This window comes from Motiliproteus sp. MSK22-1, from assembly GCF_001968815.1.
Lineage (GTDB): Bacteria > Pseudomonadota > Gammaproteobacteria > Pseudomonadales > Balneatricaceae > Motiliproteus.
Genome location: NZ_MIEQ01000044.1, coordinates 433,908 through 447,270, shown reverse-complemented (window position 1 = coordinate 447,270; position 13,363 = coordinate 433,908). Strand labels below are relative to the sequence as shown.

General features: G+C 47.7%; 13 protein-coding genes. 6 read left to right on the top strand and 7 right to left on the bottom strand.

The annotated features are described in order from the left end of the window. Positions 1-6 precede the first annotated feature (6 nt). The 5 genes from pbpC (at position 7) to BGP75_RS12625 (ending at position 5,677) form a co-directional block, all read left to right on the top strand. Complete coding sequence (gene pbpC, locus BGP75_RS12645) at positions 7-2,412, top strand: penicillin-binding protein 1C (RefSeq protein ID WP_198939353.1); 2,406 nt, start codon at positions 7-9, stop codon at positions 2,410-2,412. A 200-nt stretch (positions 2,413-2,612) separates the two neighbouring features. Further along, positions 2,613-3,026, top strand: coding sequence for a DUF2000 domain-containing protein (locus tag BGP75_RS12640; RefSeq protein WP_076718950.1), 414 nt, complete (start codon positions 2,613-2,615; stop codon positions 3,024-3,026). 91 nt (positions 3,027-3,117) lie between these two features. Next, a complete protein-coding gene (locus BGP75_RS12635) occupies positions 3,118-3,726 on the top strand; it encodes a LysE family translocator (protein ID WP_076718949.1) in 609 nt (202 codons plus the stop codon). A gap of 223 nt (positions 3,727-3,949) precedes the next feature. Beyond that, positions 3,950-4,411: a MarR family winged helix-turn-helix transcriptional regulator gene (locus tag BGP75_RS12630; RefSeq protein WP_076718948.1), complete on the top strand. Its 462-nt coding sequence runs from the start codon at positions 3,950-3,952 to the stop codon at positions 4,409-4,411. A 51-nt stretch (positions 4,412-4,462) separates the two neighbouring features. Then, complete coding sequence (locus BGP75_RS12625; protein WP_233152917.1) at positions 4,463-5,677, top strand: FAD-dependent monooxygenase; 1,215 nt, start codon at positions 4,463-4,465, stop codon at positions 5,675-5,677. A 97-nt stretch (positions 5,678-5,774) separates the two neighbouring features. Here the strand turns inward: BGP75_RS12625 and BGP75_RS12620 are convergent, their stop codons facing one another. Continuing rightward, positions 5,775-6,128, bottom strand: coding sequence for a nuclear transport factor 2 family protein (locus BGP75_RS12620; protein ID WP_076718947.1), 354 nt, complete (start codon positions 6,126-6,128; stop codon positions 5,775-5,777). Between the two features lie 120 nt (positions 6,129-6,248). Further along, positions 6,249-6,668, bottom strand: coding sequence for a VOC family protein (locus BGP75_RS12615; protein ID WP_076718946.1), 420 nt, complete (start codon positions 6,666-6,668; stop codon positions 6,249-6,251). Positions 6,669-6,835: 167 nt separating this feature from the next. Here BGP75_RS12615 and BGP75_RS12610 point away from each other — a divergent pair, with 167 nt between their 5' ends. Continuing rightward, on the top strand, positions 6,836-7,750 hold the full coding sequence (locus BGP75_RS12610; protein WP_076718945.1) for a LysR family transcriptional regulator: 915 nt from the start codon (positions 6,836-6,838) through the stop codon (positions 7,748-7,750). 54 nt (positions 7,751-7,804) lie between these two features. Here the strand turns inward: BGP75_RS12610 and BGP75_RS12605 are convergent, their stop codons facing one another. The 5 genes from BGP75_RS12605 to BGP75_RS12585 form a co-directional block, all read right to left on the bottom strand. Then, positions 7,805-8,497 (bottom strand): GntR family transcriptional regulator, encoded by a 693-nt coding sequence (locus tag BGP75_RS12605; RefSeq protein ID WP_076718944.1) that lies wholly within the window; start codon positions 8,495-8,497, stop codon positions 7,805-7,807. Between the two features lie 165 nt (positions 8,498-8,662). Next, a complete protein-coding gene (locus BGP75_RS12600; RefSeq protein ID WP_076718943.1) occupies positions 8,663-9,664 on the bottom strand; it encodes a 4-hydroxyproline epimerase in 1,002 nt (333 codons plus the stop codon). Positions 9,665-9,793: 129 nt separating this feature from the next. Then, positions 9,794-11,098 (bottom strand): FAD-binding oxidoreductase, encoded by a 1,305-nt coding sequence (locus tag BGP75_RS12595; protein ID WP_076718942.1) that lies wholly within the window; start codon positions 11,096-11,098, stop codon positions 9,794-9,796. Beyond that, positions 11,095-12,024, bottom strand: coding sequence for a DMT family transporter (locus BGP75_RS12590; protein ID WP_076718941.1), 930 nt, complete (start codon positions 12,022-12,024; stop codon positions 11,095-11,097). The genes BGP75_RS12595 and BGP75_RS12590 overlap by 4 nt, the downstream gene beginning before the upstream one ends. Positions 12,025-12,219: 195 nt before the next feature. Then, positions 12,220-13,269, bottom strand: coding sequence for a trans-3-hydroxy-L-proline dehydratase (locus BGP75_RS12585; protein ID WP_076718940.1), 1,050 nt, complete (start codon positions 13,267-13,269; stop codon positions 12,220-12,222). Between the last annotated feature and the right edge of the window lie 94 nt (positions 13,270-13,363).

The window sequence follows — 13,363 nt, the reverse complement described above, 5'->3', positions numbered from 1 at the left end:
GTAACAGTGAGCTTGAATCTACTGAGCCGATGGCGCTCCCATTGTAATAATGTTGATGATGACGGTACCCCCGGAAGGTACCGTCGACAGCTTGCTGTTATTTCGTTTACTGCTGTATTTGCCGGAATCTTACTGCTGCTCAACTCTCTTTATCCATTAAATTTGCCGCGTGATAATGCTTTGTTCGCGCGGATTACCGTGGATGATAGGGGTCGTCCTCTGCGAGCTTTTGCTGATCAGGCTGGTGTTTGGCGATATCCTATTTCGTTGCAACAGGTTTCGCCCCTTTATCTTGAGGCTTTGCTTACCTACGAAGATCGTTGGTTCTGGTATCACCCGGGTGTCAACCCACTGGCCCTTATCAGGGCAAGCTTTCAGAACCTCTTACAGGGTAGGGTGGTGTCCGGCGGCTCAACGATTTCCATGCAGGTGGCTCGCCTGCTGCATCCTCATCGGCGAACATGGGTAGGAAAAGCCAGGCAAATATTACGCACACTGCAACTTGAATGGCAGTTGGATAAAAATGAAATTCTAAACTTATATCTAAATATCGCACCCTTTGGTGGCACTATTGAAGGTGTGCAGGCCGCCAGTTACAGCTATCTCAATAAATCAGCAGCCAATCTGAGCCATGCAGAAGCAGCCTTATTGGCTGTTTTACCACAAGCCCCAACGCGCTATCGCCCGGATAGTCACAGCCAGATGGCAACGGTTGCCAGAAACAAAGTTCTTGATCGTATGGCTGTCAGTGGCCGCTGGTCAGCGGAAACAGTTGCTGAGGCGAAAATTGAAACGGTACATGCCTATCGTGCTCGTCCACAGCAGTTAGCACCGCTGTTATCAAGAAGACTTCTGAAAAATGCTGACGGGCAGCGGGCTATAAAAACAACCATCAATGGATCTTTGCAGCAGGCTTTGGAAGACTATTTGAGCAGCTATATTCACCGCCTGCCAGAAAAGACATCAGCAGCGATTCTGGTCGTGGATAATGAGACTGCGGCAGTTAAAGCTTATCTGGGGTCTGCAGATTTCAGTGATCCTCGGCGTTTTGGTCACGTTGATATGATTCAGGCCATTCGCTCTCCGGGCTCAACTTTAAAACCGTTTCTTTTTGGTATGGCGATTGATGAGGGGTTGATTCACTCTCACTCCTTATTAGCTGATGTTCCCCGGTCATGGGGCAGTTACCGACCATCCAATTTTAATAATCAGTATTCAGGGCCTGTTTCTGCCAGTGAGGCATTACAGCGTTCATTGAACGTTCCTTTTATTGATCTTTTGGAACGCTATGGTCCTCGGCGTTTTGCCGCAGCCTTGCAGGGAGCTGGTTTGAATTTAAAGATTCCCGGGGGGATGCCTAACCTTGCGATCATATTGGGCGGGGCCGGAACCACACTGGAGCAACTTGTCAGTGGGTATATGGCGTTTGCCCGTGGTGGGAAAACCGTACAGCTGAAGTACCTCCAGCAAGATTTAGCGGCAACGGAACATGAGCGGTATTTATTATCTGCCGGCGCTGCATGGATAACGCAGCGAACACTATCATCGGTAACAAGACCCGGTAGCCTGAACACGCTTGCGTCTGTTCAAACAGCCCAGAGTATGGCCTGGAAAACAGGTACCAGCTTTGGTTTTCGTGATACCTGGGCTATAGGCGTTGCAAAAAAATACACCATCGGTGTCTGGGTAGGTCGCCCTGATGGCACGCCCTTGCAGGGACATAGTGGCCGGGAAACGGCAGGACCTTTGTTATTTGCGGTTGCAGATCATATCCAACTGCAGCCGGATCAGATAGAGCAGCCCTCTGAAGTCAGTCAACAGGAAATCTGCTGGCCTTTGGGTATTTACACCTCTGTTTCAGAGCATTGTCATCGGTTGCACACTGCCTGGACGGTTGATGAAAACGTCCCTCCCACCTGGCATCGCGCTGACAATGATGCCTGGCAAACAAACCCATTTACATTCTGGATTAATACAGCAACCGGTTTACGCGTGGATAGCCATTGTGGCGACACTGATGAGCCGGTGATTAAGCAAAAAAAAACCGTTGCCCTTTGGCCTAAAGTGCTGGATCCCTGGCTTCCTGCCAAGATTCGTCGGGCAACACAGATACCTTTCATTGACAGCAGTTGTGATCAACACATCATTGATACATCCAGCACACTGAAAATCACTGGTATTGTTGCCAATAGTATCTATCGGGCGGCGGGCAGCTCTACGGTTTATCCCAGTGTGACGTTGCAAGCGATTGGCGGCAATGGCAATTATCATTGGTATATCAATGGAGTGCGTCGTTACAGCGGGTCTGGCAGGCGAGTGATTCCTCACCCGCTGAAAGAAAGGGGAGATGTCCAAATATTAGTTGTGGATGATAGTGGCAATATTGATAAGCTGGATATCAGAGTGATGTAATGTTGGATGATTGTTCGATTATATAAATTAGTATGTGTTAATAGGTCTGTATTATAAACCTTAAGCTTTTTCTGTACCTTAACTATAGGCGAATGAATAACAGCGAGCAGTAAAAACAAACCTGCTTGTCAAACGTCATTATTCAGTGTGATTTGTCAACTACAGTCATTATCTACCAATAGTTATGTACGGAAAAAGTTATGGAAACCAGAAAATGCGTCATAGTTATCGATCAGGCTCTTAGCAGTGGACCCATTGCAAATACTGCCGCTGTACTTTCCTTGAGTCTCGGTCGAAAGTTTCCTGAGTTGATCGGACAGGACCTGACCGACAACCAGGGGGATAGACATCATGGTATTACCACCGCAGCGATTCCTGTTCTGAAGGGGAGCGGGCCTCTGTTAAAGGAAATGAGAGAGGCTCTCAAAGCCCATGAGGCAGAGCTGACTGTTATTGATCTCACCCGAGATACGCAAACAACAAGAAACTATCAAGAATATGCAAATAAGCTGGAATCAACCCCGCTTGAGCAGTTGGAATACCAGGGGGTGGCGATATACGGTAATAAAAAGCTGGTCAACAAGTTCACCGGAAATCTTGGATTACTTCGTTAGGTTCCTTAGGTCTTTCCCGATTGTTTGTATTGGTTCAGGTTGTGTAACCTGAGCCAGACTTTTATTCACAATAAGTTAGGAGCACATACAGATGCTGATGAGCTTTATTATGGCTTCTTGTCTGATTACCCTGATCCCGGGGCCCTCAATGTTGATTGTTATGATGAACAGTATAAGGCAGGGGCTGCTTGAAGGGAGTAAAACTATTATTGGTGTTGTCGTTGCTGATGCAATATTACTAACGTTGGCATTGTCTGGAATCGGTACTCTGTTATACACATCAGCAATAGCCTTCTCAGTATTAAAGTGGGTTGGTGTGGCCTACTTGGTTTATCTGGGAGCGAAGCAACTTATTACTCCGTTGAATAAGGCTGAAGAAGGATCAAAGCCGGTGAAAAAAAGTGCAAATTCTTTTCTTCAGGGGGTGGGTGTTACTTTGCTAAATCCGAAAATTATTGGTTTTTTTGTCGCATTTTTTCCGCAGTTTATTGACCCTCAGGCCAGTATATCCAGTCAGTTACTGATATTGGGGCCGCTATTTTTGATAATAGTATTCGCTATTCTGTTTATGTATGCGCTCTTTGCCCGTTCAGTGAGTCATTTTCTCGCAGCTAGAAAAGGCCAGTTGGCATTGAAGAATTCTGCCGGGGTCGCTTTGATCGGGTGTGGCGTACTGGCTGCAACGGTAGAGCGGGGGTAGATCCTTCGATTCCTTAGTCCAGAGGGTTTTTCTGGCCGTTCTTTAAATCGAAGGGCTATTGACTGATCAGACCTGTTTGTTTAATAAGCTGAATCAACGTTATTAACGGATCTCTGGCTCTGTCAATGCGTTTTTGCTGTTGCGTTAAGCTAATCATTATTTTATATTCCATGGAATATAAGTCCTGAGTAACTAGTCGTCGAGTCAAGTGGAGTGAACTGATTTGAAGAGCAGCAGCTTAAGCGACCAATCAGATCAAAACAGTCCAGAAACAGACCCTCTGACAGAGGCTGCTATTTCTTTGCTGCAGGCAGCTAACTGGCTGAATGCTCAAATATCCCAACATCTTGATCCGTTAGATCTGACCTTACAGCAGCTAAAAATCTTATCAATTATCTATCGCTCTTCTGAGAACAAGGCTACGGTCAATCAGATTAAACAACAGATGATAGATCCAAGCTCCAACGTATCGCGGCTACTGAATAAGCTGATGGACAAAGGGTTAATTGAAAAAATCAGGAATCGGGAAGATCAGCGAGTTGTTCATATCCATATTTCCAAGGCTGGCATCAGGATGATGTGCACAGGGAAGCAAGCGATGGATCAAGGGATGTCTGTCTTGGGTAAGCTGGATTTAGAGGAACTAAAGCAGCTGGACAAGCTGATGAACAAGCTAAGGGCATAGTCGTTTTTTTTAGAAAAATAGATTCCATGGAATATAAATACATGGTATTTAATGTTGAAAATAAAGTTTTCGGATATTAATGGCGGTATGAGGAGAATTATATTGAAAGTGGCGGTTCTTGGCGGTGGGGTTGCGGGGCTTAGTGCAGCCATTGCTTTAAAACAAAATGGCTTTGAGGTGGAAGTCTATGAAAGGAATTCTTCTACCACTGATATTGGTGCCGGTATCGTTTGCTGGCCTAATGCCTCTTTCGTTCTTGATGATCTGGGAATCTTGGACCAGGTCGCATCGGTGTCAGGTATGCCGCCGATGATGAAGCGTATGACTCAGCGAGGTGAATCACTGGGCTCATTGGATATTAAACAACTAAACCGGTTGATGGGGTATCCCAGTTTCTCCATTTTACGTTCTGAGCTGATGAGTCTTTTGCTTCGTAGGATGGCTGCACTGGATATCAGTCTTCAATATGGTTGTATGGCTACGGCGATTGAACCTATTGAGAAGGGGAAAACGCAGCTATGTTTCGACAACGGTGAAAGCCTTATTGCCGACTTGGTTATTGGGGCTGAGGGGCGTATGAATTCTATGACGCGCCAATATGTCCATGGTGATAACAGGCCTGTTTATCAGGGGTTTATTAACTGGATAGGGGTGTACGAATCAGATGACAGGCGTTTCTCTGACCTATCGGTGTTCGATTATTGGGGGCTGGGGGAGAGATTTGGCATAGTTCCAATCACTGATCGAAAGGCATATTGGGCAGGAGGCGTGGTTTCAACGAAAACTGGCAACCGTAATCCTGCTACTTATAAGGATGATTTAACTGCCCTGTTCGAAGGTTGGCCGGACCCGATTACAGCGATCATCAAAGGAACTCCGCAATCGCGTATTAATAAGATTTATGTTCATGACCTTGAACCCGTTGATGTGTGGCACCGTGATAATGTGTTATTAATCGGCGATGCGGCTCATGCGCCACTGCCAACATCGGGCCAGGGAGCCTGTCAGGCGCTGGAAGATGCGTGGCATTTAGTTCAATGTCTGAAGACTGGTCAGCCGTTACAAGCAGTGTTAGAACGGTTTACAGATATTCGGGCATCAAAAACCACTGGTATTACGTTAGGTGCACGAAAACTGGCCTCATCCATATTCAATACTGATCCTGACTATTGCTCAGAACGTAATCAAAACAGTTTGCGTACCGATTATCGTGCTGTGGTTGAAGGTATGGCTAAGGGATGGGCGACAGGTTTACCCATTGGATGAGCCGCATCCCGTTAGCGGCTCTTCTTTTTGATGCTTTTACTGGTGTGGCTTTTACTTTGCTGTGATGTTGAATTTGTCATCATTGCAATGGCATCAGCTAAAGCCCAGACACATCAGCATAAATACGATAGTCCGTAATTCGGTCATCTTTCACCTTAAGAATCGTGGCAAATGTTGCCGAGTGATGACTGTTGTCCAGCCGTGTGTACTGAACCTGACCGTCACAGATCAAATCTTCACCTGCTGCCCAGACATTTTCAATAGTATGGGACATGCTGCTGATACTGGCAAAGAAGCCTTCATTAGCTGCGATCACGGCCTCTTTTCCTGTGATTGGATCTGCATTGGCGAACACAAAACGAACGTTGTCGGCCAAAAAACCGGATAAAGCATTTGCATTCTTGTCATCGACGATACGGTACAGTTTGTTGATATATTCCTGACTGTCCATGAGAGCTCCTGTTTATTGTTGTAAATCTGGGGGGTTATAGACTCGGGGTTATTAGTTAAGGCGATCGGGTTTGGATTAGCCGAATGTCACCGTTGTTTTTATAAGTACAGAGTTGCCAATTTATAAGTACAGATTTTTCTCGCTGGGTACTTCACTGAGGTACTCAACAAATTCAAATTGAAAACCTGCTGGATCAACAAAGTAGACATTTTTTCTGAACGGGTGGGCGGTTCCTGTGATGTCTATTTTGTAGCCTTTATTGGTGAGTCGATCGATAACCCCGTCGAGATCATCGACAACAAAACCCAGATGAGCCAGGCCGGGGTTATGGCCGGACAGTTGTCTGTTCTCTCCTTCACCCCCATTGTTTAATGTCAGGTAATAATCATCATCCCCCAAGTGCAGCCAGTCTCGTTCCCTTCCGTGACTGACTACTTTCCCCTCTCCACGGATGTGCCAATGGGGAAATGCAGTTTGCAGAAACCTCAACGTTGCAGGGATACTGGTTACCAGTAGGTTGGCGTGTTCCAATCGAACCATTTTTTGTTTCCTCCTGGATGTTTTGTTGAGTACATCCTAATACGTTTCGTATAGAGAGATAATCAGGTTTCAAGGAAAAATATTGTTGAGATAAAGTAAACAAAAAGGCTAGGATTGCTGTTGAAACGGTTTGACTGGATAGGGCAGACCTATGTAGAGGAGCTGTCGTGAAAGGTTTTAGTGCAATACCCATTTTTGTCGCTGTTATTGAAACGGGTGGCTTTTCTCCTGCAGCAAGAAAGCTGGGTGTGTCCAAGTCAGCTGTCAGTAAACGTATTACTCAGTTAGAAGATCAGCTCGGAGTGAGGCTACTGCATCGAACAACCCGCAAGCTCAGCTTAACGGAAGCGGGACTGCGTTATTATGAGCTTGCTTCTCAAGTGATGGTTACGGCGGCTCAAGCGGAAGACGCGGTAACAGAGCTGCAGGGCGAGCCTCAGGGGCGGCTGCGAATTAATGTCCCTATGTCATTTGGCCGACTGCATGTGGCGCCTGTTATTCCTGTATTTCTTGAGCGTTTTCCGAAACTGGAAATCAATTTGGTCATGGATGATCAGATGGTGGACCTGGTTGGGGGGGGATTTGATTTGGCCATTCGTGCTGGAGAATTACCTGATTCAGCTTTAATCGCACGGAAGTTGGCTCCTTGCCGCCATGTTATTGTAGCTTCACCTGAATATGTTGCCCGTGAGGGGCGACCAAAGACAGTGGATGAGCTTCGCGACCACAACTGCCTTTTATACAGTTATTCAACTGATGCCAAAGAGTGGACATTAACGAATAACAAGGAAACCACTTCTATTCAGGTTTCTGGTAATTATCAGGTTAACAACAGTGAAGCCTTGCTTGAGGGAGTACGTGCAGGAACGGGCATTGGGCGCTTACCAACGTTCGTTGCCGGGCCTGACCTTAAGGCAAAGCGACTGATAAATCTATTTGAGTCCTATCAGATAGCGGATAAAACCCTATATGCTGTTTTTCCTGAACGGGAATACTTACCTGCAAAAGTGCGGGTTTTTGTGGATTTTTTAATTGAACAGTTTGGTGGAGAGGAGCCTTACTGGGAGCCATCCTCTCACTGATAGTTCCTTTCGCTGATAGTTCCTTTTTCACCTTCTCCGGTTAGGTCTTAATCGCTACTTACCGGCGGTAGAGTGCATAAGTTGTTGCTGAGTCAGCAGATCATGAATGGCTTGACCGGCTTCCAGAATGTGTTTTTTCAGCAAAGTGGTTGCGGCGGCTTTGTCACGTTTCTTACATAAGGAAAGGAGTTCACTATGCTCTTTTTCGGCCTTATCAATTCCTGTTGTGAATAGAAGCTGTAAGCGGATATAACGGTCAGATTTGATGTTCAGGCTCTTAATAATTTCCATAGCCTGCGGCATTTCAGCCGGTTCGTACAAAGCGGCGTGCAGAGCGTAGTTAAGATCACTCCATGTTTCTATCTGAGTACCACTTTCAACGGCTGCTTCAAAGTCATGCAAAATCTTACTGGCTGCATCGAAATCCTGATCGGTCATGTTCTCTATAGCGTTCTCCAGCACATGACATTCTACCAGAGCTCTTAATTCGAATAACTCGTTCACTTTTGCTGGTGACAGCTCTGTTGCTGTTGCACCCTTATGTGCTTCGAAATGAACAAGCCCCTGAGCTTCGAGTTGCAATAAGGCTTCCCTTACCGGGATGCGGCTAACATCAAATTCTTTGGCTATTGCATCTTGCCGTAGCGCTTCACCTGCGACGATTTCCCCAGAGAGGATTTTTTCTCTCAGTATGTCGGCAACCATCTGGGTGCGTGTTTTGTAAACTGTGCCAGATCCTTTATTCATAAATAGCGTGTGACCGGTGACTAGAACTGTGTGAGATTCTGGAATTGTATCAGGTCATCGAGGGATAAAGGGAATATCCTTGTTGCGATCGACCCAATAAGTGCCGATCGCAAGCCCCAGCGGCGTTGATTATCAGTTTATCTGACAGCCTTATTCAGTTAGGACCTATTTTACTTCGAAACCGTGGGCGTAGGGGTCCTCACTGTCAACCCAGATGGTGTTATGGCCAAAGACCCGAGCCCAACCCTGAACGCTTGGCATTATTGCGGGTTGACCTGCGATGCTGGTGGCTGATTCAACGCGTCCCTCAAACAGGCTGCCAATGATACTCTCGTGAACGAACTGGTCTCCAATATTCAATTTTCCTTTGGCAACCCACTGAGCCATACGAGCGCTGGTACCGGTCCCACAGGGGGAGCGGTCTATTGCCCGATCACCGTAAAAAACTGCATTTCGGGCCAGAGCTTCAGGTTTGGTCGGTTTACCGGTCCATAGAACGTGGGATACACCACACAGGGTCGGATCTTCAGGATGCACAGCGTCGACAACGTCATCGACAATTCTGCGCACCACCGGACTTAGGCTAAGGATCTGATCGACACTGAATTCTTCAAGTCCGGCATAATTTTTTTGAGGGTCAATAATGGCGTAAAAATTTCCGCCATAGGACACATCCACTATGAGTTCTCCCATCCCTGGAATATTAACAGCAACTTCGCTGTGGGCGAGATAGGAAGCTACGTTGAAAATTCTGACCTTTTCTACTTTGGCTCCATTTTGTTGATATTCAATACGAATTCTTCCTGCTGGTACATCCAGAATCAGTTGTCCGGGAGTGCGGGGTCGGATAATGGCGTTCTCTATCGCTGCGGTCACGGTTCCGATTGTTCCGTGACCGCACATGGGCAAACAGCCGCTGGTTTCAATAAACAGCACCGCTGCGTCTGCTTCTGCGGAGCAGGGTGGGTAAACAATAGCACCGGACATCATTGAGTGCCCTCGGGGCTCAAACATTAAAGCGCGGCGAATCCAGTCAAAGTTCTGCAAAAAGAACTGACGTTTTTGACTCATGGTCTCGCCTTCCAGGGCTGGATAACCACCCGCAACCAGGCGCACCGGGTTGCCACAAGTATGGGCGTCGATGCAGAAAAAGGTGCCTTCTCTCATGTTAAATTCCTTGTAAATATTTTCTTTAAAATCGGCCTGTTTAACGAAATTTCCCTACAGACAACGGTTTATATCAGGTTTATAGGCTGCTTGCTTTTTTTCAGGAAGGAGTATTCTGTACCATCGCTGTCATCCTTGATTAGACAGGATTGATTCGGTTGGCAGATGTAAAGGTGCGCTGCTTCCGAACCGGGCTAGTTGATACGGTTTAAGGTCAATACTGGCTGTTTCATGTCGATAGAGCTGTAGAATCAACTGAGCGGTAATGGCAGCCTGGGTCAGCCCCAGATGTTGGTGTCCGAAAGCCAGCAGAACCTGTCCTTTTGGACCGGTACGGTCAATAACCGGCAGCGAATCGGGTAACGAAGGGCGACGTCCCATCCAGGGGGTCGCGTCACGACAGTCCAGCGGCCTCCCGAATAATGCCTGGGCATGCTGCTCCAGCATGTGGGCACGGCGCATATCCGCTTCTTTTTCAAGCCCGGCAAATTCGACGGTGCCAGCCAGCCTCAAGCCTCCTTCCAGCGGTGTCATGATAAAGCGTCTTTCTGCTGACGTGACAGGGAATGGCAGGGCCTGCTCTTCATGAGGAAGCATCAGATGGTAGCCTCGTTCTGTATCCAGAGGTACTTTTACGCCGGTCAGTGCCTTTACCAGAGGCTTGGCGTAAGCCCCATTGGCAATCAGCACATGCCGGCAGCGAAGCGAGCCATTGCTGCTATGAAGCTCTACCCCCTCATCCGTTAACTGGCCGCCGATTATATCGGCTTGTTCGTAGACCATGCCTCTTTGCTGAGCGGACCCTATCAGTACTTCTACCAGCTTAAGCGGATTTGTCACATGGCCTGTGGCAGAAAACTCCAGAGCGCCAAGCAGGTTTGGACTTAGTTCCGGCGCGCGTTCCAGTAACTGCTTAGCGTTGATGTGAGTAACCGGGATCTGATGGGGAGATAGCTTATCCATAAGGGCCAGCAGGGCGGCTTGGGTCTGTTGCTTTTCATAGGCCAGAAAAGAGCCTTCAACCTTGATTAAGTCTGTTCGTTCAATGGAACCCAGTAAATCGGACCAGGCTCCCAGGCTCGCGCTATTGAGTGCAGACAGAGCATCGGTGCTTCGTTTATACGCGGCGGGTAGCATATTAGCGACCAGTCTGAGCATCCAGGGGGTAATCTGCGGCAAGTAACGCCAGTCTATTCGTAACGGGCCGAGAGGATCGGCAATCATCCTGGGTAATTGCAACAGCATATCCGAAGAGGCCAATGGTAAAACCTGTTCAGAAGCGAGGTGTCCGGCATTTCCCGATGATGCACCTGACCCCGGCGCTTCTCGTTCCAACAGATGTACACTCAGGCCTGATTGCTGAAGTGCGAAGGCGCAGCTGGCGCCGATTACACCACCGCCTACGATGGCTATATCAGAGTTTAAGTTTCTCATAGAACCTTCTTGGTTATTTGGCTGTCACTTGGGTTTTTAATCTTGTTCAATGAGCCTGTTTTACCGACCTGATAAAACCCCCACATGGAAAGTAGAGTTACAGCAGCACCGATCATCTGCAGCTCTGTCATCAGTTCTGCCAATAACCAATAACCGGCAATCAGGGTGATGACTGGTTGTAGCAGAATGTAATTCACCACCGAGTTTATTCCGTGCCGGTTAATCAGCTGATACCAAATGGCATACCCCAAAATGGAGGAGCAGGAGACAACATAGAGAAGTGACAGAATGCTCTCAGTAGTGAGTTGATCAGCGATTGAACGGTCATCTGGATTAAGCCAATATGCGAGAAAGCACAGAGGGGCACTGATAAAGCCGATCCAGAATTGAAGAGTCAAAATAGGTAGGCTGCTTAATTTCCGTATTTGCAAATTGCCCAATGCCCACATCAGTACACAGAACAGAATCAATAATGCACCTGCCTTGATATCGATGGACTCCTGTAGCAACGTTGGAACAGTCGCCCCAAACCCTGCAATTACGACTGCCAGTATCTGCAGCAAACGCAGCCGTTCATTAAGAAAAATAAACGCCAGTAATGAAGACAACGGGGCTCCCAGTAGCAGGATTAACCCCGCTACGACGCTGTCCACGTAGCTGATGCCGATACTTAGCAGGCAAAAGTGACCTATCCCCATCACCAGGGCGATAACAATAACCTGCCGAAGGAGTTCTCGTGGAATCCGAAGGAACGGCAATAACAACAAACTCAGCAGTGTGAATCGCATACCGGTATAGAGCAGGGGCGACATATCTGTCAGGCCTATCTTCATAAACACCACGTTAAAGCCCCAGATCAGAACGACAAACAGCGCCGGTAATGCTGGTTTTGAGAGAATATTGCTTGTAGCTAAGTTATTCAGCACTCATTGCCTCCTGGCTTTTGGCCGGTCATCGTAGTATTTCAAACCAGCAGGTATCTTATCTGTCGTTATTCAGTTAGTAATCATTATCTTATTAATGGCGATCTGAGGAACCTGAATAACAGTGACCTTATTGATAGCTCTGTTGTTTGTGATACGTCAGAATCAGCTGCGATCGGACCTGTTTATTCCTCGTTATTACTTGCTTAGTTTATTACCCTTGTAGCGCGGCCAGGTATCAGAAACCCGATAGCCTTCAGGCCAGGGGTCTGTTGGATCAACCATAAGTTGGTGGGTGCCGGTGATCCAGGCCTGACCAGAGATGACAGGATAAATGGCTTCACGATCACCTACTCTGGTGATGCCATCGATACGGCAGTGAAATCGGGAACCGATAACAGACTCGCCAATGAATTGATCACCAGCCTTGAGTATTCCTTTTGCCTGAAGTAATGCCATCCGGGCCGAACAACCGGTGCCTGTCGGAGAGCGGTCCAGTTTTCCGGGCTGAATAGAGACCGCATTACGGCCCAGCCAGACTCCCGCTTCCTGTTCCAGAGGCGCAGCAATCTGGCAAAAGGAAATGTGCTTCCATTCCGGGTTTTCCGGGTGCGTGAATCCCAGTTGTTCATTGGCAGCGTTGGTGATTCTGATGCCTGTTTCAGCAATGTCCCGGGCCTCATCGGGAGTGATGGAAAAGCCTAGCTCTTTGGAATCAACAATGACAAAGCTGTCCCCCCCATAAGCAGTATCCACCCTTAGGGTGCCAAGTCCACTGACTTCAATAACCGCATCCATCTTGTCAACAAAGGAGGGGACATTACGCACCCTTACCGTTGTTACTTTGCCATTCTTACATTCGGCAATTACCTCAATCAGCCCCGCTGGAGGTTCCAGGGTCATGTGGGTTTCTGGCTCCTGCATGGGAATTATTCCGGTTTCAAGCAGTACAGTGGAGACACAGATACTGTTGGAGCCTGACATCGGCGGTGTATCCTCGGGTTCCATGATAATCCAGCCCATTTGGGCTTTCGGGTTCTTTGCCGGTACCAGTAGATTGACGTGGCGAAACACACCGCCCCGAGGTTCATTGAGGACAATATTGCGCAGGGTCTGATCGTTGGCTATCCAGCGTGACTGCTGCCAGATGGTTTCTCCTGGAGGAATAGCTACACCACCGACAATAACATCACCCACTTCTCCTTCAGCGTGGCAGCTGACAACATGAATAAGCTTGCGTGTTTGCATAATGAAATACTCTTAGAATCCTCAATGCCTGGTCGGTAGTGCATCATTGGCTTGCTATCCCGGCAGGCCACCGTACCGGCCCATATCCGTACCC

Bases quoted from the DNA above. Each gene is read 5' to 3' on its own strand.
- BGP75_RS12635 (WP_076718949.1), top strand. From the start codon at position 3,118: ATGCTGATGAGCTTTATTATGGCTTCTTGTCTGATTACCCTGATCCCG.
- BGP75_RS12595 (WP_076718942.1), bottom strand. From the start codon at position 11,098: ATGAGAAACTTAAACTCTGATATAGCCATCGTAGGCGGTGGTGTAATC.
- BGP75_RS12640 (WP_076718950.1), top strand. From the start codon at position 2,613: ATGGAAACCAGAAAATGCGTCATAGTTATCGATCAGGCTCTTAGCAGT.
- BGP75_RS12585 (WP_076718940.1), bottom strand. From the start codon at position 13,269: ATGCAAACACGCAAGCTTATTCATGTTGTCAGCTGCCACGCTGAAGGA.
- BGP75_RS12615 (WP_076718946.1), bottom strand. From the start codon at position 6,668: ATGGTTCGATTGGAACACGCCAACCTACTGGTAACCAGTATCCCTGCA.
- BGP75_RS12605 (WP_076718944.1), bottom strand. From the start codon at position 8,497: ATGAATAAAGGATCTGGCACAGTTTACAAAACACGCACCCAGATGGTT.
- BGP75_RS12625 (WP_233152917.1), top strand. From the start codon at position 4,463: ATGTTGAAAATAAAGTTTTCGGATATTAATGGCGGTATGAGGAGAATT.
- BGP75_RS12600 (WP_076718943.1), bottom strand. From the start codon at position 9,664: ATGAGAGAAGGCACCTTTTTCTGCATCGACGCCCATACTTGTGGCAAC.
- BGP75_RS12620 (WP_076718947.1), bottom strand. From the start codon at position 6,128: ATGGACAGTCAGGAATATATCAACAAACTGTACCGTATCGTCGATGAC.